Source organism: Chromobacterium sphagni (genome assembly GCF_001855555.1).
GTDB lineage: Bacteria > Pseudomonadota > Gammaproteobacteria > Burkholderiales > Chromobacteriaceae > Chromobacterium > Chromobacterium sphagni.
The window spans coordinates 679,583-701,576 of sequence record NZ_MKCT01000001.1; the positions used below are offsets into that span (position 1 = coordinate 679,583).

Sequence of the window (21,994 nt, forward strand, 5' to 3'; positions counted from 1 at the left end):
TTCCCTACATTGCTCTGCGCCCGGCCTCGCCTGCCACTACGCTTGCGCATCGTCTCCCAGCAGAGCCTGCAACTGCTGCGCGAGTGCCTGGTGCCCATGTCGTGCGAACTGCTCGTTCAACGCCTGCTTGCCTTGCGGCGCGGCGTTGCGCGTCGACTGCGTGGCCGGCTGCTTCTGACCGAAATTCAGCTGCAGATGGCTGTTGCCATGATGGCCGGACCTGTCCTGCACCCGCATTTCTATCGAGATGGGCTTGTTCCAGCCCGCCGGCGCCTGGCCGGAGAAGCGCCCGGTCACCGGGTCGAACTTGAGCCAGGAGGGCAAGGGCTGGCCATTGCTCTGCCGCACCTGGATGCTCAGGCTGGCGGTCGCGTCGCGGGTGATGATGGTAGCCGGCGGCAACACGATGCTGAACGACTGCCCGGCGATCAACGGCCGCGCGCCCAGATCTGGATTCACCTGCAGCGACGTAGTCAGATTGCTGTTGGTATTGCTGATGTAGGTGGCCGCATTGCCGTTGACGTTATCGACGCTGGTGGTGCCGAAAGACGCAGGAGACAAGGCGGAACGCTCGGTAGTCGTAGTGGTGGCAACCGTGGCATCCCCCTGGACCAGGGGCGCATTGGCCGCCGCATTGCTGACCGCAGTCAGCACGATATTCGGTGTGATCGCCGGCAACTGGATATTTGTCGAGACCACCTCAGACGGCAGAATGGACGTCGGCGCGACCGGATTCACGACCACCATCTGCGCCGAAACCTGATAAGCCGGCGCAGTGGCATTGCCGGACAGCGGATTGCCTGCGGCATCGCTGACCGTGCCGGCCTTGATCGCCACCGACAGCGAGCCGCTGCCTCCCACGCCGGTCAGCCCGATCACATAGGTGGTGGCGCTGATCTGAGTCACGCTGCCGACCGTGCCATGCGCGCTGCCGCTGCTGACCACCGTCAGATCGTCGGCGGTGAAGCCGGTCACCGGCTTGGAGAAAACCACCTGGTAGGACAGCGTGCTGTCCAAGGTGTCGACAGCGCCGACCGTGGTGAAGCTTTGCACCTGCGGTGGCGCGGTGTCCACCGTGATGTTGTAGGCCGTTGATTGCGCGCTGACATTGCCGGCGGCGTCGGTCGCCGTGGCGCGGATCGTGTGGTTGCCGTCGGCCAGGCTGCTGGCGAGGTTGTAGCTCCACGCCCCGCCGCCATTGGCGGTGGCGCTGCCCACCGCCGTGCCGTCCACATACACCGTCACCGTGCTGCCCGCCGTCGCGCTGCCGGTGATGGTGGGCTGGTTGTTGTCGGTGATGCCGTCGCTATGGCTGCTGCCGGTGTCGGTGGCGGCGCTCAAGGCAATGCCGCTTGGCGCTGCCGGCGTCGCGGTGTCCACCGTGATGTTGTAGGCCGTCGATTGCGCGCTGACATTGCCGGCGGCGTCGGTCGCCGTGGCGCGGATCGTGTGGTTGCCGTCGGCCAGGCTGCTGGCGAGGTTGTAGCTCCACGCCCCGCCGCCATTGGCGGTGGCGCTGCCCACCGCCGTGCCGTCCACATACACCGTCACCGTGCTGCCCGCCGTCGCGCTGCCGGTGATGGTGGGCTGGTTGTTGTCGGTGATGCCGTCGCTATGGCTGCTGCCGGTGTCGGTGGCGGCGCTCAAGGCAATGCCGCTTGGCGCTGCCGGCGTCGCGGTGTCCACCGTGATGTTGTAGGCCGTCGATTGCGCGCTGACATTGCCGGCGGCGTCGGTCGCCGTGGCGCGGATCGTGTGGTTGCCGTCGGCCAGGCTGCTGGCGAGGTTGTAGCTCCACGCCCCGCCGCCATTGGCGGTGGCGCTGCCCACCGCCGTGCCGTCCACATACACCGTCACCGTGCTGCCCGCCGTCGCGCTGCCGGTGATGGTGGGCTGGTTGTTGTCGGTGATGCCGTCGCTATGGCTGCTGCCGGTGTCGGTGGCGGCGCTCAAGGCAATGCCGCTTGGCGCTGCCGGCGTCGCGGTGTCCACCGTGATGTTGTAGGCCGTCGATTGCGCGCTGACATTGCCGGCGGCGTCGGTCGCCGTGGCGCGGATCGTGTGGTTGCCGTCGGCCAGGCTGCTGGCGAGGTTGTAGCTCCACGCCCCGCCGCCATTGGCGGTGGCGCTGCCCACCGCCGTGCCGTCCACATACACCGTCACCGTGCTGCCCGCCGTCGCGCTGCCGGTGATGGTGGGCTGGTTGTTGTCGGTGATGCCGTCGCTATGGCTGCTGCCGGTGTCGGTGGCGGCGCTCAAGGCAATGCCGCTTGGCGCTGCCGGCGTCGCGGTGTCCACCGTGATGTTGTAGGCCGTCGATTGCGCGCTGACATTGCCGGCGGCGTCGGTCGCCGTGGCGCGGATCGCGTGGTTGCCGTCGGCCAGGCTGCTGGCGAGGTTGTAGCTCCACGCCCCGCTGCCATTGGCGGTGGCGCTGCCCACCGCCGTGCCGTCCACGTACACCGTCACCGTGCTGTTGGCTTCCGCGCTGCCGGTGATGGTGGGCTGGTTGTTGTCGGTGATGCCGTCGCTATGGCTGCTGCCGGTGTCGGTGGCGGCGCTCAAGGCAATGCCGCTCGGCGCTGCCGGCGTCGCGGTGTCGATGGTGATGGTATCCGCCGTCGATTGCGCGCTGACATTGCCGGCGGCGTCGGTCGCCGTGGCGCGGATCGCGTGGTTGCCGTCGGCCAGGCTGCTGGCGAGGTTGTAGCTCCACGCCCCGCTGCCATTGGCGGTGGCGCTGCCCACCGCCGTGCCGTCCACGTATACCGTCACCGTGCTGTTCGCTGCCGCGTTGCCGGTAATGGTTGGCTGGTTGTTGTCAGTGATGCCATCCGTGTGGCTGCTGCCGGTGTCCGTCGCCGCGCTCAAGGCCAGGCCGCTGGGGGCGGCCGGCGCGGTGGTATCGATCGTCACCGCATAGCCGCTGGATACGCTGCTGTTTACGCTGCCGCTGGTCGCCATCGCGGTGATGGTGTGCGAGCCGCTGCTGATCGCCGTGCCGAAGGCATAGCTCCAGGCACCGGAACCATTGGCGGTGGTGGTGCCAACACTGACGCCATCAAGATAAACGGTGACGGTGCTGTTAGCTTCGGCGCTGCCGGTCACTGTCGGCGTGGTGTCGCTGGTGATGCCGTCGGAACTGCTGCTACCGGTGTCGGTGCCGGCGGTCAGCCCGCTCACCGTCGGCGTCGGCAGCTGGATGGCGATGCTGCGGGTGACGGCGGCGCTGTTCACTTGACCGTCGTTCACCACGAAGCTGATGGTGCGGGTGGCGGTATTGGGCGTGCCCGAGGTGTCGTTGTAGGTAACCGCCTGCAGCGCCGCTTGCCATTGCGCCACGGTGGCGGTGGCGCCGCTGGACGTCAGCGTCAGCACACCGGTGCCGCTGTTGTAGCTGGCGCTGATATTGCCGAAGGTGGCAGAGCTGGTATTGCTGAAAGCCAGCACATCCTCGCCGCTCTGGAAGTTGCCGGTGATGGACACCGTGGCGCTGGACAGCGTGGCGTTGTCGCGGTCGGACACCGTGACGCCGGAGTCCACCACCACCGGGGTGGGCGTGGCGCTGATGATATAGGAGTTGTTGCCGCTGCTGGCGGTGGTGACCGGCGTCTGGTCGGTGTCCGCCACCGTCACGCTACGGGTGGCCGCGGTGCTGTTGTTGGTTCCGTCGTTCACCGTGAAGCTGATAGTGCGGGTGCTGTTGTTCGGCGTGATGGCGCTATCGGTGTACGTCACCGCGCGCAATGCCGCCTGCCATTGCGCCACCGTGGCGGTGGCGCCGCTGGACGTCAGCGTCAGCACGCCGCTGCCGCTGCTGTAGCTGGCGCTGATATTGCCGAAGGTGGCGGAGCTGGTATTGCTGAAGGCCAGCACATCCTCGCCGCTATGGAAGTTGCCGGTGATCGACACCGTCGCGCTGGCCAGCGTGGTGTTGTCCAGGTCGGACACCGTGACGCCGCTATCCACCGCCACCGGAGTGGAGGTGACGTTGTTGCCGGCGGTGAACGCGGCGCTGCCGCCGCTGGCGGTGAGCAGCGGCGTCTGGTCGGTATCCGTCACCGTCACCGTTTTGGTGGTAGCGGCGCTGTTCTTGGAACCGTCGTTGACCACGAAGCTGATGGTGCGCGTGGCGTTGTTGGGCGTCACCGCGCTGTCGGTGTATTTGACCGCGCGCATGGCCGCCTGCCATTGCGCCACCGTCGCCGTCGCGCCGCTGGAAGTCAGCGTCAGCACCCCGGTGCCGCTGTTGTAGCTGCCGACGATGTTGCCGTAAGTGACGGCGCTGGTATTGGTGAAGCTGAGCGAGTCTTCGCCGCTATGGAAGTTGCCGGTGATCGACACCGTGCCGCTGGCCAGCGTGGTGTTGTCGAGGTCGGACACTGTGATGCCGCTGTCCACCGCCACCGGCGTGGAGGTGGCGTTGTCGCCGGCGGTGAAGGCCGTGCTGCCGCCGCTGGCGGAGGCGATAGGCGTCTGGTCGGTATCCGCCACCGTCACCGTCTTGGTCACCGCCGTGCTGGTATTGCTGCCGCCGTCCTGGACCTGGAAGCTGATGGTGCGGGTGGCGCTGTTCGGCGTCACCGCGCTGTCGGTATACGTCACCGCCCGCAATGCGGCCTGCCATTGCGCGATGGTGGCGGTGGCGCCGCTGGAGGTCAGCGTCAGCACACCGGTGCCGCTGTTGTAGCTGGCGCTGATGTTGCCCATGGTGCTGCCGTCATTGGTGAACGCCAGCACGTCCTCCCCGCTGTGGAAGTTGCCGGTGATCGACACGGTGCCGCTGGCCAGCGTGCTGCTGGCGTTGTCGGTGACGCTGACGCTGCCGTCCACCGCCACCGGCGTGGAAGTGGCGTTGTCGCCGGCGGTGAAGGCCGAACTGCCGCCGCTAGTGCTCAGCAGCGGCGCGTCGCTGATCGCCATCGTCACGCTAGACGCCGAGCTGGTGCCGCCGCGGCCGTCGTTGACCGTCACCTGCACGGTGCGGGTGGAGGTATTGGGCGTGCCGGCGGTGTCGTTGAAGGTCAGCGCGTTGACCAGCGTGCCCACCCTGGAGGCAGTGGCGTTGCTGTTGAAGTCGACGATCAAATCCTGCCCGCCGCTGCCCACCCCGCTGCTGTCTATGGTGCCGACCGCTACGCCGCCTACCGACACCGTGCTGCCGGAGTTGGTGCCGTTGCTGAGCGTGACCGTGCCGGCGGTGCTGATGCCCAGCACGTCCTCGCCGCTGTGGCCGTTGGCGGAGATGTGCACCGTCAGATTGCCGCCGTTGAAATTCGAAGTATCGCTATCGCTGACCGTGGCCGCGGTGCCGGTGTCCAGGCTCACCGCGCCGCTGCCGGCGTAGTAGGTATTGCTGTCGCCGTTCAGGTTGCTGATCACCGGCGCGCTGTCCGCCGCCACGGTGACGGTCTTGGTCACCGTGGAACTGGTGTTGCTGCTGGCGTCGGTGATGGCGAAGCTGAGGGTGCGGGTGCTGGTATTCGGCGACAGCGAGCTGTCCCGGTAAGTCACCGCCTCCAGCGCCGCCTGCCACTGCGCATTGGTGGCGGTGGAACCGCTGGAGGTCAGCGTCAGCACACCGGTGCCGCTGTTGTAGCTGCCGCTGATATTACCCATGGTGCTGCCGTTATTGGTGAATGCCAGCACGTCCTCGCCGCTGTGGAAGTTGCCGGTAATCGATACCGTGGCGCTGGTTTGGGTCGAGGCCGCGGTATCGCTGAGCGTGATGCCGCTGTCCACCGTCACCGCGTTGCCGCTACCGGAGCTGTAGGCGCTGCTGCCGCCGCTGGCGGTCAGCGTCGGCCCCGGGAAATGGAAGGTGGTGGCGTTGATGGCGCCGATGCCCACCAGGCCGGTGACGTTGTGGCCATTGGCCGCGATCACGCGGAAGGAGTCGATGCCGACGAAATTGCTGTTGCTGGACACATTGAAGGTGACCGGCGAGCCGCTGTTGTCGATGTCGCTGACGCTCTGGCTCAAGGTGGCGCCGGCGACGGCGGAACCGTTCAGATAGCCCACCAGCTGCATGGTGCCGCCGTTGAAGGTGGAGTCGTAGCCGTTGATCACCACGGTGATGGAGTTCAGCGTGAACAGGCTGCTGTCGTTGGGCTTGACCGATAAGTAGTTGATCTGCTTGACACCGTCGCTCAGCGCGTCCACCGTTTCCGTGGTGCTCGAACCATCTTTCTCGACGATGATCATCTCGTTCTGGCCGTCGCTGTTCGAGTTCATGTTCATGGTGAAATTCCAGCCAAGGTAATTGCTTACCGTCAGCGTGGCGTTGCCGGTGGGCACCACGGTGGTGGAACCATCCAGCGAATCGAAACTGGTGGTGCCGGAAGTGGGTTGCGTCAGCAGGCCGTCATAGCCCGACAGGTCCAGCGTCGCCACGTGCAGCTTGCCGGTGGCGTATTCCAGCGTCCAGTCGCCGCCCAGGCTGGCGGCGCCGGTAAGGTCGGTAGAGCCAGCTGTCACGCGGCCGCTTTCCTGCGCGATCGCATTGACCAGCGCCGCGCCGTCGCTGCCTTCGGCCACATCGCAGCCGTACAGCAGGATGTCGCCGCCGGGGCGCAAGGCCTGTCCTATCGTGGCCAATTCCGCCTGATAGCTGGCGACATTGGCCGTCGTCAGCTGCGTCGTGCCCAGCTGCAGATCGTTTTCCTGGCCGTGCGAAATGATGTGGATGGCGCCGTAGCCGCTGTGGGTTTGCGCCCACTGCGCGATCTGCGCCAGGCCGTCCTTGCTGCTGTCCAGAATCACCACCTGGTAATTGGACGGCAACTGCGACACCAGGCTTTGCAGGTTGGCGACGTCGTTTTCGACGAACACCACTTGCGGCACGTTGGCCGCGCCGTCCCGCGCTCCGACCGCGCGCGGCGCTTCTGCGGCCGACGGCGCCGCGGCGGCGGCCGGCCTAGCCTCGCCGTGATGCTGCTGCGCGCCGGCGTCCTGCGGGTCGTGCATCACGCCGACATGCTGCGCGACATGGTTGGCGGTGGCAGCCACTGCGCCGTCAAACATCATCCGAGGCTCCAGCGCCTGCAACAGCAAGCGATTGGCCGGACGGTCCGCCTGTTTGGCCGCCTGCTGCCGGCCTGCCGATTTCCACCATGCCATGCTGATTCTCCTGACCACCCCCGGCGATACCGCCAAAGGCATAAATAAAGAACACCTACTTAAATAGATAGACTAGTTGCCCATATAAAAAATGTTGATTGAGTAAATAGGTTTTAGATAAATCTACTTAGTCTGCAAGGACCGCGGCAAAATCGGCGCCGGCTTGCGGCAAACAGGCTCATCCCGTATCGTGCGCAACAGTTTTCAAGGAATGCCGATGACCGCCACCCCGCTGTACTGCGCCGAACCCGCCCGCATCGATGCCGCCCGCCGTCTGGCCGAGCGCTTCGACCTCCTCCTGATCCGCCAGCGTCCGGCCACTGGCTACTGGCTGGAACTGGGGCCGGAGCGGCTGGAGCTGGTCACCACCGGCAAGCACGGCGCGGTATATGCGGAATTCGTCGAGGGCGCGGCGCGCCACCGCCGCGAACAGGGCGGCGGCCGCGGCCAACCAGTGGCCAAGGCGGTGGGCCTGAAGGGCGCCAAGGACCTGCCCTCGGTGGTCGACGCCACCGCCGGACTCGGCCGCGATAGCTTCGTGCTAGCCACGCTGGGCTGCCGGGTGACGATGGTGGAGCGCTCGCCAGCGGCGGCGGCACTGCTGGCCGACGCGCTGGAACGCGCCCTGCGCGACGACGCCACCCGCGACATCGCCGCGCGGATGACGCTGGTGCATGCCAGCTCCATCGCCTGGCTGGGCTCGCTGGCGGAAGCCGAGCGGCCGGACGTGGTGTTTGTCGACCCGATGTTCCCGGACACCGACAAGAAATCCGCAGCGGCCAAGAAGGACATGCAGGCTTTCCAGCATGTCATCGGCGACGATATGGACAGTTCCGAACTGCTGACGGCAGCCATCGCCGCCGCCAAGGTAAGGGTGGTGGTGAAGCGGCCGCGCCTGGGCGCGGCCATCGCCGGCGTCAAGCCGTCGGCGGTGCTGGACGGCAAGTCCACCCGCTTCGACCTCTACGTGATCAAGGCGCTGGCCTCAGGCTGAGTGCGCGGCGCCACTGTCGGCCGGCGCTTGCTCCCGCTCGTTCATGCCATAGTCGCGCAACACCGCCGCCACCCGCAGCCGGTAGCCGGCGAACAGCCTCTCCCGTCCCGCGGCCTGCGCCATGCGGTGCGATTCCAGATTGCGCCAGGCCGCCACCGCCTCCTCATCGCGCCAGAACGACAAGGACAGCAACGTATCGGGCCGGGCCAGGCTCTGGAAACGCTCAATGGAGACAAAACCATCCATCTGCGCCAGCTGTTCCCCCAGGCGCGCCGCCCATTGCAGATAGCCATCGCGGCCGTCTGCCGCCGGCGTAGCCTCGAAAATCACTGCGATCATGTTCTCTCTCCCGCGCCGAAGCGGCGCACTCTGACATTGGGCAGGCTGCGAAACGTGATGCCGCCGCCCAGGCTACGCCAATCCGGACGACTCTCCTCCAACGCGTCCAGCGCGCCCCTGGCGATGGCCAAAGCCAGCGCCTCGCCGGGACAGGCATGCCGGCCGCAGCCGAAGTCCATCGCCTCGCCCGGCCCCGCCGGGTCCTGCGCGGCGGCGGCCAGCAAAACCAGCACCTGATCGCCGGCCCGCAGTTCCTGGCCGGCCAGCGCCACATCCGCCTCGACGAAACGACGGGTATTGTGTAGCACCGGATCGCGCTGCAAGCGCCGCCGCCATTGCGCGTCGTCGCGCCAATCCCACCGTTCCTGACAACGCCAGGCAATGCCGGCGGACAACAAGCCGGCGGTCGCATCCAGGCTCTGGAACAGCACGCCCAGCAGATTGGCTTGCAACGCCGCCTCGTCCAATTCGGCGAACTGCCGCCGCCATTGCCGCAGCCAGCTGCCGTCCGGCGCGGGCAAAGCCCGCAGCCCGTCCAGCACATCTGCGCAAGCCGCCTCGCCGTTCCGCAAGGCGTCGCCGCCGGCATCGGCGGCCAGCGCCCGCGCCAGCATGCCGATCCGCGCCGCAAGCGCTTGCAGCTGCCCGCCAGGCCAGCCAAGCAGCGCCGCCAACGTCGCCACCGGCAGATACGCCGTCAGGCCATCCAGCGCCGCGCCGTCGACCGGCCTCCCCGCCTGATAGCGGCCGGCCAAGGAAAAGGCGCGGTCGCGCACGCCATTCAGCGGCAAACCCGTCAGGCTCGCCTGCACAGCGGCGCGCAAGGACGGATGGGCCGGCGCCTCGCACATTCTCAGCCAGCGGCCGAATACCTCTCCCAGCCCGCTATCTGCCAATGCCGGCGGCACCGGCGCCTCAGGCGGCCGCACCCGGCAGGCCGGACTGGACAGCACCGCCTGGGCGGCGTCGGACGATGCCGCCAGCCACATCCGCCGCTCCGCGTCGTAACACCAGCCCCGCCGCGCCAGATCGCGATAATAAGGATAAGGATCGGGATGGCTGGCGGCGGCCAGCGCGTGTTGGGGCCAGGCGCTCATGCCGCGCCTCCCCAAGACTGGCGCCGCTCCGGCGCCAGACCGCGGCGGAACGGCAGCTGAGACTCGCTCAGCAAATCGGTGTGCAGATAGGTCCGCATGGCAAAACTCCTTGGCTTGTCCTGAAGATGCCGTTATCGTAGCCAGCCATCCTCCTCGATGTTTCACGCTGGAGTGAATCATGACCGCCGACCATTCCGCCCTGCCCGACATCAGCCGCCTGGCCAGCCTGCTGGCCGATCCCGGCCGCGCCCGCATGCTGCTGCTGATGCTGGACGGCAGAAGCTTCCCGGCCTCCGAGCTGGCGCAACACGCCGGCCTGTCGCCGCAGGCCGCCAGCAACCATCTGGCCAAGCTGTTGCACGGCGGCATGGTCAAGGTGGAGCAGCATGGCCGCCACCGCTACTACCTGCTGGCGGACTCCGCCATCGCCCAGGCGATAGAGGCGCTGAGCGCCGCCGCCCATGGCCACGACCTGGCGCGGCCGGCGATCGCCAGCCGGGTGGCGCCGGAATTGCGGCTGGCGCGCACCTGCTATGACCACCTGGCCGGCCGGCTGGGGATCGCCATGGCCGACGCGATGCAGGCGGACGCGCTGCTGCTGCTGAATGAACAAAGGGAATTCGAGCTGACCGCGCGCGGGCGGCAATGGTTCGCCGGGGAACTTGGCGTGGAGGCGGCGGAGTCCGGCGGATCGCGGCGACCGCTGGTGCGCGCCTGCCTGGACTGGAGCGAGCGCCGGCCCCACCTGGCCGGGCAGCTGGGCGCCGCGCTATGCCGCGCCTTCCTGCAGCGCGGCTGGGTGGAGCGGCGCCAGAATGGCCGCGCGCTGCGCGTCAGCCCGGCCGGCTATGATTTTTTGCGGCGGCAATGGGGCTTGCGGCCGCAGGATATCGCCGGCTGACTCAGCCGGCCAGCCGCTCGACGAAGGTGTCCGGAATCGCCGGCCGCCCGCGTTCGTTGATGGCGGTGCCGATCACCAGCCCCTCCAGCACCACCTTGTCGTCCGCCAGGCGGACCACCCGCTGGCGGAAGCCGAAGCGCACCCGCGATACCGCCTCGAACGCCACGGTGACGACGAAGCGGTCGCCGCTGGTCAGCGAAGCCTTGTAGTCCATCTCCGAGCGCACCACCACCAGATTGACGCCATCGCGCGCCAACTGGGCGAAATCGACGCCCTTTGCCAGCAAAAACTCGTGGCGGGCATGCTCCAGATAATTGAAGTACACGCCGTTGTTGACGATGCCCTGCATATCGCATTCGTAATCGCGCACCTTGAATTCAACGGAAAAAACCGACATCTGACGCATCCTGTGCTGGTGAGGGAAAGAAACCGCCGTCCACGGCGGACGGCGGTTATTTGGACGAGTAAAGCGGCGGGGATTTTCGCAGAATGGCGGGCGATGGGCCAGCTGGCGCGCCGGGAAGACGCGCGCGCGGCAAGCGTGAATCAGCGGGCCGGAGGCGCCGGCGGTTTGGCCGGCTCGGGACTATGATTGACCTTCAGCCACTCCACCCGCGGCAGCGCCTGCTGCGGCGTCTGCTTCAGCTGCCAGGCCAGCCAGTTTTCATTGCCGGAAAAGATCATGCGTTTCGGCTCCAGCCATGGTGCCGCAGCCGCTGCTCCACCGCGGTGGCGGAGCGGCGGCAGGCCAACACCGGAATCCCGAGCGCCGCGGCGCTGTCGCGGTAATGCCGCATCACGTTGTGGCCGAGAAAGTCGGTCAAGAGGATCAGCACGTCCGGCCTCCCCGGCAGCGGCGTCTTGCGTTGGTGCGCGACGTTGCGGCCGCAGATATGGCGGCCGATGCGGATGTTGTACTGTTGCAGCACTTGCGGAATATTGCCCAGACTGTCAGCTCCTACCAGCAGCGCCTCCATCTTGCCTCCTTGCCGTGTCACACGGATTCAGGTGATGACTTGACTGTAAAGCCGGCTTCTAATTTCCTCTAGTAATATGAAATTTTAATACTATCTCTTTTTGATATATAAAGACCGCCTCTTTCCCGCCGAACTCGACAGCGCGGACAAAACCCGTTACCCTGCCGCCCCGCGCCGCCGCGCATAAGTTACTGATTTGTCTATACAAATGAATGCCGTTGTCCTTGCCGTGGGCGCCATGCTCACCCTGGCGCTGTTGCGCACCCACGTCGTCATCAGCCTGCTGCTGGGCGCCCTGATCGGCGGCCTCGCCGGCGGCCTATCGCTGTCCGCCACCCTGGCCGCCTTCAACAACGGCATCACCGGCGGCGCCGCGGTGGCGCTGTCCTACGCGCTATTGGGCGCCTTCGCCGTCGCCATAGCCAAATCCGGCCTGCCGCACGCGATGGCCGACATCGCCGTCAAGCGGCTGGAGCACAGCAGCGGCCACGGCCGGCTGAAGTGGACGCTGATCCTGCTGCTGGGCGGCGTAAGCGTCGCCAGCCAGAACCTGGTGCCGATCCACATCGCCTTCATCCCGATGCTGATTCCGCCGCTGTTGTATGTGATGGCGCGGCTGAAGCTGGACCGCCGGCTGGTGGCCTGCGTGATCACCTTCGGCCTGGTGACGCCGTATATGGTGTTCCCGGTGGGTTTTGGCGACATCTACCTGAAACAGATCCTGCTGGGCAATGCCGCTAAGGCCGGCATGGACATTCGCGGCGTCAACGTGATGCATGCGATGGCGATTCCGGCGCTGGGCATGCTGGCGGGGCTGCTGTGCGCGGTGCTGGCGAGCTACCGCAAGCCGCGCCAGTATTCGCTGGGCAAGATAGAAAACGCCGAACGCACCCGCGCCCGCGTCAGCCCCAAGTCGCTGGCCACCGCGCTGGCCGCCATCGTCGCGGCGTTCTCGGTGCAGTTGTACACCGGATCGATGATCATGGGCGCGCTGGCCGGCTTCCTGCTGTTCCTCGCCACCGGCGTGGTGAAATGGAGGGACGCCGACGGCGTGTTCAACGAGGGCATGAAGATGATGGCGATGGTGGGCTTCACCATGATCACTTCGCAAGGCTTTGCCGAAGTGCTGCGCGCCACCGGCCAGATCGCGCCCTTGGTCCAGACCGGCGCGGCGCTGTTCGAAGGCCAGCGGCCGCTGGCCGCGCTGGCGATGCTGGCGATAGGCATGACGGTGACGTTGGGCATAGGCTCGTCGTTCTCCACCGTGCCCATCCTCACCGCCATCTACGTGCCGCTATGCGCGCACCTGGGCTTCTCGCCGCTGGCGACGGTGTCCATCATCGGCACCGCGGGCGCCTTGGGCGACGCCGGCTCGCCGGCGTCCGACTCCACCATGGGGCCGACTTCCGGGTTGAATCTGGACGGCCAGCACGACCATATCCGCGACACGGTGATTCCCACCTTCCTGCATTTCAACCTGCCCTTGATGGCCGCCGGCTGGATTGCGGCGATGGTGTTGTAGAATAGGCGCATGAATACCGAAATCGACACCCGCCTGGCCGAACTGGAAGTGAAGCTGGCCTTCCAGGACGAGCTGCTGGACGCGCTGAACGCCACCGTGGCGCGGCAGCAAAAGGAAATGGAGCTGTTGCAGCAGCAGATGCGGCTGCTGTACCAGCAATTGCGCAGCAACCAGCCGGACGACGGCGCCGGACTGCGCGACGAGATTCCGCCGCACTACTGAGGATGGCCGCCACCCCGCCGCGGGGCTTCGCCCGCGTCATCCGGCCGCAACTTGGCGACCGCGGCTGAGCGACCTCTCAGCCCGCTCCCCCGATGAGCAGCGCAAGCGAAACACCTATCGCACACGCGTCAGATGCAAGCTGACACCGTTATCAAGCGTCAACCTATCCGGATCTCGAAATCGCCATCATAGGCAAAAGCCCGCTGCCAATGCCATTGCGCCGGACGAACCCGGCCCCACAGCACCACGCCTTGCCTTTGCCCGACAAGCCTTGGGGATAACGCCACGCCCTGCCATGATGCGACACTGTTTTCCCGATAGGCCAGCGCCTTGATACCGGCCTTAAGTTTGACCGACGTACTCCGGCTACCGGTCTGGCCAAGGGTTACAACCATGTCGGCCTCTTCACTCGACTGGTCCACGGCTTGCACCGCGACACCTGCGCCTCAATATTCTTGCGCGCCATCCCGCCGCATCCACTACGCCCTCTCAGGCCTGGCCGACTCTCCCAGCCATTTGTACATCACCAGGCAGTCCACTAGGCCTAGCGACGCGTGGAGGTAGGCGCGCGGCAGGCGGCCGACGATGTCGAAGCCCAGCTTCTGCCACAAGGCCACCGCCGCCGCGTTGCTCGCCACCACGCTGTTGAACTGCAGCGCCAGAAAGCCGCGCGCCCGCGCCCGCTGTTGCGAGTGCTCGCACATCAGCCGCGCCACGCCCTTGCCGCGCGCCGCCGGCGCCACCATATAGCCGCAGTTGCCGACATGGCCGCCGGGGCCGGCGGCGTTGGCTTTCAGGAAATAGCTGCCCAGCAACTGTCCCTGCTCCTCCGCCACCCAGGTTTCCAGCGGCACCTCGCACCACAGCCGCCGCGCCTGCTCCAGGCTGAGGTCCGGCTCGTAGGCATAGGTTTCCCGCGCGGCGACAATCGCGTGGAACACCGGCCAGAACGCCGCGAAATCCTGCGGCTGCATCGCTCTGATCTGCATCTTGCTTCCTGATGGTTTGGCGGCGCGGCGAGCGCGCCTCGAGAAAACGATGGTTACGGCGTCGGCTGCGGCTTACTCGCCGGCTGCGTCATCTGGCCGGACAGCAGACTGGCGCTGGCGATCAGCGCCCCGCCCAGCCATTCGCGCAGCGTCATTGCCTCGCCGGCCAACAGGTAGGCGGACACAGCGGCGAACACCAGCTCCATCAGCATCAGCGTCATCGCCTGGGTGGCCGGCAGGATGGACAGGCCATGCTGCGATACCACGCTGGTGCACATCAGCACCACCCCCAGGATGGCCAGCACCAGCCAGCTGTCCAGCGGAATGGTCAGCATCTTGCCCATCTCGCCGCTGTGCAGCAGGCTGACCGCGCCGATCAGCGCCACGCCGAACCAGATCGACGCCGACTTCACCGGCACCGGTATCGCGTGCGCCTTGCGGCTGACCACATTGCCGAAGGCGAAGGCCATGCCGCCGGACAAGGCCAGCCATTCGTAGCGGTGGCTCAACGGCAGTTCGCCGGCGAACAGCCCCGGATGGTATATGAAGATGAAGCAGCCCAGCAGCGACAGCCCCACCACCAGCCAGCCGCTGCGGGTCAGCCGCTCGTTCAGCATCAGCCGCGACAGCAGCACCGTCCACAGCGGCGACAGGTAGAACAGCAGCAACACCCGCATCACCTGCCCCTCCGCCACCGCCAACGTATAGCTGAAATTGCACCAGCCGAACACCAGCGTCAGCAGCACCAGCACCGGCTCGAAACGGAACTGGCGGCGATAGAGCTTGAAGAACACTGTCAGGCCCAGCGCGATTGTGACCAGATAGCTGGCCAGCGAGGCCATCGCCACGCTGACGCCCTGGTTGTTGAGGCTGCGGAATGGATACCACATCAGCCCCCACACCAGCGCGGTGGTGAGGATGCCGGAAGTGGCGACAAATTTTTGTTTTACAGGTGTCATGGCTGTTCTTAAGATGGTCGATTGCCCGTGCCGATTTTTGGAGATGTCCGGTGAACCCACGCCTGGCCCAGTTGCACCCCTACCCGTTCCAACGCCTAGCCGCCTTGCTGGCCGACGCCGCGCCGCCCGCCGGCCTGCCCCACATCAGCCTGGCGATGGGAGAGCCCAAACATCCGGCGCCGCAGCTGGTAAAGGACGCGCTGTGCGCCAGCCTGGACGGCCTGTCCGGCTACCCGGCGACGCAGGGCTCGCCGGCGCTGCGCCAGGCCTGCGCCGGCTGGGCCGAGCGCCGCTACGGCGTGAAGCTCGATCCGGCGCGCGAGGTGCTGCCGGTCAACGGCAGCCGCGAGGCGCTGTTTGCGCTGACACAGTGCCTGGTGGACGCCAGCGGCATCGAGCCGCCGGTAGTGATCTCCCCCAATCCGTTTTACCAGATTTACGAGGGCGCGGCACTGCTGGCCGGCGCCGAGCCCTACTACCTGAACTGCGACGCGGCGCGCCGCTTCCAGCCCGACTGGGACAGCGTGCCGGAGTCCGTCTGGCGCCGAACCCAACTGGTGATCGTCTGCAGCCCCGGCAATCCCACCGGCGCGGTGATGAACCTGGCCGACTGGAAAAAGCTGTTCGCGCTGTCCGATCAATACGGCTTCGTCATCGCCAGCGACGAGTGCTATTCGGAAATCCATTTCGGCGAGCCCCCGCTGGGCGGCTTGTCCGCCGCGCGCCAGCTGGGCCGGAGCCTCGCGCGGCTGGTGATGCTGACCAGCCTGTCCAAGCGCTCCAACGTGCCAGGCATGCGTTCCGGCTTCGTCGCCGGCGACGCCGCCATCCTGGAAAAATTCCTGCTCTACCGCACCTACCACGGCAGCGCGATGAGTTTGACGGTGCAGGCCGCCAGCATCGCCGCCTGGAACGACGAGGCCCATGTCGAATCCAACCGGGCAGCCTATGCCGCCAAGTTCGACGCAGCGCTGCCGCTGCTGTCGCCGGCGCTGAAGGTGGCGCGGCCCGACGCCGGCTTCTACCTGTGGACGCAAGTGCCTGGCGGCGACGACGTCGCCTTCGCCCGAGCGCTGTTCGCCCAGCAGCACGTAACGGTGCTGCCGGGCAGCTTCCTGGCCCGCGACGCCCACGGCGGCAATCCGGGCCGGGGCTATGTGCGCATCGCGCTGGTGGCCGGACAAGAGGAATGCGCGGCCGCCACGCAAAGGATTGTAGAATTCTGCCAGACCCATCCTGCCGCCACGCTGGCATAAACGCTTAACATCCGCAGACAGAGATAAATGAATACCCCGATACACCTTGCCAAAGGACTGAACCAGATGCATCCGATCCAAAGCCTGATCGAACAGGCATTCGAAAACCGCGCCGAAATCACTCCCGCCACCGTATCGCCGGAGCTGAAGGCCGCCATCGACCAGGTCGTCGCCGAGCTGGACAACGGCCACCTGCGCGTCGCCGAGAAGCAGGGCGCCGACTGGGTGGTGAACCAGTGGGTGAAGAAGGCGGTGCTGCTGTCCTTCCGCATCCGCGACAACGCGGTGCAGGACGACGGCGTCAACCGCTACTTCGACAAGGTGGACACCAAGTTCGCCGACTGGAACCAGGCTCGCTTCCAGGAAGCGGGCTTCCGCGTGGTGCCGGGCGCGGTGGCGCGCAAGGGCAGCTTCATCGCCAAGAACACCGTGCTGATGCCGTCCTACGTCAACATCGGCGCCTATGTCGACGAAGGCACCATGGTGGACACCTGGGCCACTGTCGGCTCCTGCGCCCAGATCGGCAAGAACGTGCATCTGTCCGGCGGCGTCGGCATCGGCGGCGTGCTGGAGCCGCTGCAAGCCAACCCGACCATCATCGAGGACAACTGCTTCATCGGCGCGCGCTCGGAAGTGGTGGAAGGCGTGATCGTCGGCGAAGGCTCGGTGATCTCGATGGGCGTCTACATCGGCCAGTCCACCAAGATCTACGACCGCGAAACCGGCGAAGTCAGCTACGGCCGCATCCCGCCGGGCTCGGTGGTGGTGTCCGGCAATCTGCCGTCCAAGGACGGCAGCCACAGCCTGTACTGCGCGGTGATCGTCAAGAAAGTCGACGCGCAAACCCGCAGCAAGACCAGCATCAACGAGTTGCTGCGCGGCGTGTAAGCACCCGGCGGGCTGCGCCGGGCCCCGCCGGCGCAGCTTTTGCGACAAGCCTCTTGACTTCACAAGTCAAGACAAAAGCATTTCAATGCGGCAAATTTGCACTCAGTAACATAGCCAGATTTGGCGGCGCGGCCGCAACGCTATAAAATCCAGCTATTCGAGACTGGATAGCACGCCACCGGCAAGCTGCCTGCCCGGCACCGCAGAGTGGCGGCCCTTCCTCACCCATGCGGCGGCCCCGCTCTGCCGCGGCAGTGAAGCTCGCGTGAATTTCGCCGTCTCACCGGAGTCTCAACAGAACTCCTCTTGCAAGCAGTTTGGAACTTTCGTGTCCTCAGACCATTTCATAGAATTCAGGAACGTCAGCTTCGCCTACGGCGACCGCCCTATTCTGAAAGACCTCAGCCTCAGCGTGCCGCGCGGCAAGCTGGTGGCCATCATGGGCGGCAGCGGCAGCGGCAAGACCACGCTGCTGCGGCTGATTTCCGGCCAGATCCGCCCGCAGTCGGGCGCGGTGCTGATAGACGGCCGCGACATCGCCAGGATGAGCCATGCCGAGCTGTACCAGCACCGCCGCCGCATGGGCATGCTGTTCCAGTTCGGCGCGCTGTTCACCGACCTCAACGTCGAGGACAACGTCGCCTTCCCGCTGCGCGAACACACCAAGCTGCCCGACAGCATGGTAAAGGACCTCGTCACCATGAAACTGGAGGCGGTGGGACTGCGCGGCACCCAGAAGCTGATGCCGGCCGAGCTGTCCGGCGGCATGGCGCGGCGGGTGGCGCTGGCGCGCGCCATCGCGCTCGACCCGCAGCTGATGCTGTACGACGAGCCCTTCACCGGCCTGGACCCGATCTCGCTGGGCGTGATCGCGCTGCTGATCAAGAAGCTCAACGACGCGCTGGGCACCACCGCGGTGATGGTGACCCACGACGTGCACAAGTCGCTGGAGATCGTCGACCACGTGCTATTTGTCGCCGGCGGCCAGATCATCGCCCAGGGCACCCCGGACGAGGTGCGCGGCTCGGATTCGCCGTGGGTGCGGCAGTTCGTCAACGGCGAGGCCGACGGCCCGGTGCATTTCAATTTCCCGGCCGCCAGCACGCTGGCCGCCGACCTGGGGCTGCAAGGAGGCGCGCATGCTTGATTTCCTCACTTCGCCGCTGCGCCGCCTGGGCCACGTCACCATCAACGCGGTGTGGCGGCTGGGTTTCGCCAGCCGCTTCCTGGTGGCCATCCTGCTCAATAGCGGCCAGAGCCTGCTCAGGCTGCAGCTGACCATACGCGAGATCTACTTCGCCGGCGTGATGTCGCTGATCATCATCGTGGTGTCCGGCCTGTTCGTCGGCATGGTGCTGGGCCTGCAGGGCTACACCACGCTGGCCAAGTTCGGCTCGGCCGACGCGCTGGGCGCGATGGTGGCGCTGTCGCTGCTGCGCGAGCTGGGCCCGGTGCTGGCGGCGCTATTGTTCGCCAGCCGCGCCGGCAGCGCGATGACCGCCGAGATCGGCCTGATGAAAACCACCGAGCAGCTGGACGCGATGAGCGTGATGGCGGTCAATCCGATGGCCCGCGTGATCGCGCCGCGCTTCTGGGCCGGCGTGATCTCCATGCCCATCCTGGCCGCGCTATTCAACGTCGTCGGCATTTTCGGCGGCTATCTGGTGGGAGTGGTGATGATAGGCCTGGACGCCGGCACCTTCTGGTCGCAGATGCAGGGCAACGTCGATCTACATTACGACGTGGTCAACGGCCTGATCAAGAGCCTGTGCTTCGGCGTGGCCGTCACCCTGATCGCCGTATTCGAAGGCTACGACGCCACGCCGACTGCCGCCGGCGTGTCCGCGGCCACCACCCGCACCGTGGTTACCTCGGCGCTGGTGATCCTGGCGCTGGACTTCGTGTTGACCGCCTTAATGTTCTAGGAAAAAAACCGAATGAAACGCTCTACCATTGATTTGTGGGTCGGCATTTTTGTCGCGCTGGGCATCGCCGCCGTCACCTTCCTGTCGCTGAAGGTGGCCAACCTGACGCCGCAAAGCGCCGCGCAAAGCTATGTGCTGTACGCCGATTTCGACAACGTCGGCGGCCTGAAGGTGAAAGCGCCAGTGAAAGAGGCCGGCGTGCTGGTCGGCCGCGTCACCGACATCCGGCTGGACCCCAAGACCTTCCGCGCCCGTGTGACGCTGAGCGTCGACAAGGCCTACCAGCTGTCCGACGACACCAGCGCCTCGATCCTGACCTCCGGCCTCTTGGGCGAGCAATACATCGGCCTGCAGCAGGGCGGTTCGGAAACCACGCTGGCGGCCGGCGGCACCATCACCATCACCTCGTCGGCCATGGTGCTGGAACAATTGATCGGCAAATTCATGACCGGATTTTCCGGCAAAGACGCAAGCAAATAGCGTCGCAAAAGGGCAACCCTCAACGCGGATACTCAGCGGCAGGCGCCTGCCGCCGCTGGGTGCCGCATGAACTGTGAAACATGGAATATCGAAAATGAAAAAACTGTTTACCCTGTTCTGTCTCATTGTCGGCCTGTCGTCCGCCCAGGCCATCGCCGCCGGCGATTCCCCGGTTGAAATCGTCAAGGACGGTTCGCGCCAGGTGCTGGACATCCTGAAGCAGGACAACGGCAAGAATACCCGGCAGGTCCGCCAGCAGGCGGAAGCCGCGGCGGTGCCGCTGTTCGACTTCCCGCGCATGACCGCGCTGGCGGTCGGCCTGGGCTGGCGCCAGGCCACCCCGGAGCAGCGCAGTCAGCTGACCCAGCAATTCCAAACCCTGCTGGTGCGCACCTACTCCACCACCATGACCCGCTTCAAAACCGCCCAGGTCGACGTGAAGCCCAACCCGGTGGTCGCCGCCAATGGCCGCGACGCCACCGTCAAGTCCAGCGTCACCCTGCCGGGCAACACCAATCCGGTATCGGTCGACTACGTGATGTACAAGGGCGACAAGGGCTGGAAGATTTACAACGTCAGCGTCGAAGGCGCCAGCCTGGTCACCGTCTACCGCAACAGCTTCAACGAAGAAATCCAGAAAACCGGCGTGGACGGCCTGATCAAGCTGCTGCAGGACAAGAACGCGGCGCCGGTCGCCGCAGCGCCGGCCGGCAAGGGCAAGGGCTGATGCTGAAAACCACCGCCCCCGGCGAGGCCAGCCTCAGCGGGCGCATCGACATGGCCAGCAGCGCCGCGCTGGCGCGGCCGCTCGCCGAGCTGGCCGCGCGCGGGCCGCTGCGGCTGGAACTGTCCGGCATCGCGTCGGCCGACTCCTCGGCGCTGGCGCTGCTGCTGCAGGCGCGCCGCGCCGCGGCCGCGGCCGGCCATCCGCTGACCTTCGCCGGCATGCCGGCGGACCTCGCCACCCTGGCCGGCCTGTACAATCTGGCCCCCCTGCTATCCGCCGGAGAGTGAAATGCGCCGCATCCTGCCTCTAGTCGCCATCCTGCTGCTGGCTGGCTGCGCCAGCAACCCGGCCGCCCCGTACGATCCGTACGAGCCTTACAACCGCACGGTGTTCAAAGTCAACGACACCGCCGACCAATGGGTGCTGCAGCCGTTGGCCAAGGGCTACCAGAAAGTAGTGCCCTCGCCGGTGCGCACCGGCGTCGGCAACTTCTTCGACAACCTGAAGGACGTCTACAGCTTTGCCTTCAACCTGCTGCGCGCCGAGCCGGAAAAAGCCGCCAACGACTTCATGCGCGTGGCGATCAACACCGGTTTCGGCCTGTTCGGCCTGATCGACATCGCCGACCAGGCGGGCCTGAAGAACAACAAGACCACGCTGGGCGACACCCTGGCCACCTGGGGTTGGAAGAGCAGCAACTATTTCGTGCTGCCCTTCTTCGGCCCGTCCACCGTGCGCGACAGCACCGGTCTGGCCGCCTCGCTGGCCGGCCCCGGTCCCGAGCGGCTGATCTACCACAACGGCAACGAAGCCATCGCCTTCTACACCCTGTACGGCGTCAACACCCGCGCCAAGTACCTTGGCGTGGACAACCTGCTGGACACCGCCGCGGTGGATCGCTACAGCTACACCCGCGATGTCTACATGCAGCTGCGCGCCAAGCAGCTGGGCCAGCCAGACCCGACCCAGCCGGCCGACAGCCTCAATCTGGACGAACTGATGGATTCGCCGGGACCAGGCGGCAAGAGCGACAGCTCCGCGCCGGCGGCCCGCAGCCGCGACAGTTCGGCGCCCGCCGCCGCCCAGGCGGACAAGCCGGCCTCCACCCCGCAGTAAAGCCTGCGGCGCGGGCGGAACCCAATCGCTGCCGTCCGGATAGACGGCAGCCTTTCTTTTTTATCTGTCAGGAATCGCCATGAGCCAGTTTCCCCCCTGTCCGCAATGCGGATCGGAATACACCTATCAAGACGGCGAAATGCTGGTCTGCCCGGAATGCGCGCACGAATGGTCCGGCTCGGCCGCCGCCGTCGAGGAGGAGACCCGCGTGGTGCGCGACGCCGTCGGCAACCTGCTGCAGGACGGCGACAGCGTCACCGTGATCAAAGATCTGAAGGTGAAAGGATCGTCGCTGGTGGTCAAGGTCGGCACCAAGGTGAAGAACATCCGCCTGGTCGACGGCGACCACGACATCGACTGCAAGATAGACGGCATCGGCGCAATGGGCCTGAAGTCGGAATTCGTCAAGAAGGCCTGACCGGCCTTCGCCCATCCGCCGCGGCGGGCTGTGCGTACAGCGCCTGGCACCGCCCGCCGCGCATC

22 protein-coding genes are annotated in these 21,994 nt (G+C 66.3%); 13 read left to right on the forward strand and 9 right to left on the reverse strand.

Features of this window, described 5'->3' with window-relative positions; translation table 11 throughout:
- Positions 1–36 precede the first annotated feature (36 nt).
- A complete protein-coding gene (locus BI344_RS03270) occupies positions 37–7,119 on the reverse strand; it encodes an Ig-like domain-containing protein (RefSeq protein ID WP_071111505.1) in 7,083 nt (2,360 codons plus the stop codon).
- 217 nt (positions 7,120–7,336) lie between these two features.
- On the opposite strand from BI344_RS03270, the gene BI344_RS03275 reads away from it, so the two are divergent.
- Positions 7,337–8,113, forward strand: a complete 777-nt coding sequence (locus BI344_RS03275) for a class I SAM-dependent methyltransferase (RefSeq protein WP_071111506.1) — start codon at positions 7,337–7,339, stop codon at positions 8,111–8,113.
- Here BI344_RS03275 and BI344_RS03280 read toward each other — a convergent pair.
- The gene (locus BI344_RS03280) at positions 8,105–8,452 is read right to left on the reverse strand and encodes an antibiotic biosynthesis monooxygenase family protein (RefSeq protein ID WP_071111507.1); all 348 of its coding nucleotides are present in this window, start codon (positions 8,450–8,452) and stop codon (positions 8,105–8,107) included. The genes BI344_RS03275 and BI344_RS03280 overlap by 9 nt on opposite strands.
- The gene (locus BI344_RS03285) at positions 8,449–9,549 is read right to left on the reverse strand and encodes a cytochrome P450 (RefSeq protein ID WP_071111508.1); all 1,101 of its coding nucleotides are present in this window, start codon (positions 9,547–9,549) and stop codon (positions 8,449–8,451) included. Before BI344_RS03285 ends, BI344_RS03280 begins: the two co-directional genes overlap by 4 nt.
- 178 nt (positions 9,550–9,727) lie before the next feature.
- Here BI344_RS03285 and BI344_RS03290 point away from each other — a divergent pair, with 178 nt between their 5' ends.
- The gene (locus BI344_RS03290; protein ID WP_193430950.1) at positions 9,728–10,450 is read left to right on the forward strand and encodes an ArsR/SmtB family transcription factor; all 723 of its coding nucleotides are present in this window, start codon (positions 9,728–9,730) and stop codon (positions 10,448–10,450) included.
- Position 10,451: 1 nt separating this feature from the next.
- Here the strand turns inward: BI344_RS03290 and BI344_RS03295 are convergent, their stop codons facing one another.
- From BI344_RS03295 to BI344_RS03300, 3 genes are all read right to left on the reverse strand, one after another.
- The gene (locus BI344_RS03295) at positions 10,452–10,847 is read right to left on the reverse strand and encodes an acyl-CoA thioesterase (protein WP_071111509.1); all 396 of its coding nucleotides are present in this window, start codon (positions 10,845–10,847) and stop codon (positions 10,452–10,454) included.
- Positions 10,848–10,996: 149 nt separating this feature from the next.
- Positions 10,997–11,134: a hypothetical protein gene (locus BI344_RS24285; protein ID WP_158020696.1), complete on the reverse strand. Its 138-nt coding sequence runs from the start codon at positions 11,132–11,134 to the stop codon at positions 10,997–10,999.
- On the reverse strand, positions 11,131–11,448 hold the full coding sequence (locus BI344_RS03300; protein WP_241499245.1) for a DUF2325 domain-containing protein: 318 nt from the start codon (positions 11,446–11,448) through the stop codon (positions 11,131–11,133). Before BI344_RS03300 ends, BI344_RS24285 begins: the two co-directional genes overlap by 4 nt.
- Before the next feature lie 187 nt (positions 11,449–11,635).
- Between BI344_RS03300 and BI344_RS03305 the strand changes: the two genes are divergently transcribed.
- The gene (locus BI344_RS03305; protein WP_071111511.1) at positions 11,636–12,949 is read left to right on the forward strand and encodes a Na+/H+ antiporter family protein; all 1,314 of its coding nucleotides are present in this window, start codon (positions 11,636–11,638) and stop codon (positions 12,947–12,949) included.
- 9 nt (positions 12,950–12,958) lie between these two features.
- A complete protein-coding gene (locus BI344_RS03310; RefSeq protein ID WP_083338630.1) occupies positions 12,959–13,171 on the forward strand; it encodes a SlyX family protein in 213 nt (70 codons plus the stop codon).
- A gap of 158 nt (positions 13,172–13,329) precedes the next feature.
- Here BI344_RS03310 and BI344_RS03315 read toward each other — a convergent pair whose 3' ends face one another.
- From BI344_RS03315 to BI344_RS03325, 3 genes are read right to left on the reverse strand one after another with little or no spacing between them, the layout of a single operon-like run.
- Complete coding sequence (locus BI344_RS03315) at positions 13,330–13,602, reverse strand: hypothetical protein (RefSeq protein WP_071111512.1); 273 nt, start codon at positions 13,600–13,602, stop codon at positions 13,330–13,332.
- Positions 13,603–13,650: 48 nt separating this feature from the next.
- Positions 13,651–14,160: a GNAT family N-acetyltransferase gene (locus BI344_RS03320; protein ID WP_071111513.1), complete on the reverse strand. Its 510-nt coding sequence runs from the start codon at positions 14,158–14,160 to the stop codon at positions 13,651–13,653.
- Between the two features lie 53 nt (positions 14,161–14,213).
- Positions 14,214–15,119 carry a DMT family transporter gene (locus tag BI344_RS03325; protein WP_071111514.1) on the reverse strand — a complete coding sequence of 302 codons (906 nt, stop codon included), beginning with the start codon at positions 15,117–15,119 and terminating at the stop codon, positions 14,214–14,216.
- Positions 15,120–15,169: 50 nt separating this feature from the next.
- On the opposite strand from BI344_RS03325, the gene dapC reads away from it, so the two are divergent.
- The 9 genes from dapC to BI344_RS03370 all read left to right on the forward strand — a co-directional run bounded on the left by dapC (position 15,170) and on the right by BI344_RS03370 (position 21,929).
- Positions 15,170–16,375, forward strand: a complete 1,206-nt coding sequence (gene dapC, locus BI344_RS03330) for a succinyldiaminopimelate transaminase (protein ID WP_071111515.1) — start codon at positions 15,170–15,172, stop codon at positions 16,373–16,375.
- 66 nt (positions 16,376–16,441) lie between these two features.
- Positions 16,442–17,263, forward strand: a complete 822-nt coding sequence (gene dapD, locus BI344_RS03335) for a 2,3,4,5-tetrahydropyridine-2,6-dicarboxylate N-succinyltransferase (RefSeq protein ID WP_071111516.1) — start codon at positions 16,442–16,444, stop codon at positions 17,261–17,263.
- A gap of 328 nt (positions 17,264–17,591) precedes the next feature.
- Entirely contained in the window at positions 17,592–18,410 is an 819-nt protein-coding gene (locus tag BI344_RS03340; RefSeq protein ID WP_071111517.1) for an ABC transporter ATP-binding protein, read from the forward strand.
- Complete coding sequence (gene mlaE / locus BI344_RS03345; RefSeq protein ID WP_071111518.1) at positions 18,403–19,188, forward strand: lipid asymmetry maintenance ABC transporter permease subunit MlaE; 786 nt, start codon at positions 18,403–18,405, stop codon at positions 19,186–19,188. Before BI344_RS03340 ends, mlaE begins: the two co-directional genes overlap by 8 nt.
- A 12-nt stretch (positions 19,189–19,200) precedes the next feature.
- A complete protein-coding gene (mlaD, locus tag BI344_RS03350; RefSeq protein WP_071111519.1) occupies positions 19,201–19,668 on the forward strand; it encodes an outer membrane lipid asymmetry maintenance protein MlaD in 468 nt (155 codons plus the stop codon).
- A gap of 94 nt (positions 19,669–19,762) precedes the next feature.
- The gene (locus BI344_RS03355; RefSeq protein WP_071111520.1) at positions 19,763–20,395 is read left to right on the forward strand and encodes an MlaC/ttg2D family ABC transporter substrate-binding protein; all 633 of its coding nucleotides are present in this window, start codon (positions 19,763–19,765) and stop codon (positions 20,393–20,395) included.
- Positions 20,395–20,682 carry an STAS domain-containing protein gene (locus BI344_RS03360; protein WP_071111521.1) on the forward strand — a complete coding sequence of 96 codons (288 nt, stop codon included), beginning with the start codon at positions 20,395–20,397 and terminating at the stop codon, positions 20,680–20,682. Before BI344_RS03355 ends, BI344_RS03360 begins: the two co-directional genes overlap by 1 nt.
- Before the next feature lies 1 nt (position 20,683).
- The gene (locus tag BI344_RS03365; RefSeq protein ID WP_071111522.1) at positions 20,684–21,511 is read left to right on the forward strand and encodes an MlaA family lipoprotein; all 828 of its coding nucleotides are present in this window, start codon (positions 20,684–20,686) and stop codon (positions 21,509–21,511) included.
- Between the two features lie 79 nt (positions 21,512–21,590).
- Positions 21,591–21,929, forward strand: coding sequence for a zinc ribbon domain-containing protein YjdM (locus BI344_RS03370; protein WP_071111523.1), 339 nt, complete (start codon positions 21,591–21,593; stop codon positions 21,927–21,929).
- The last annotated feature ends 65 nt before the right edge of the window (positions 21,930–21,994 follow it).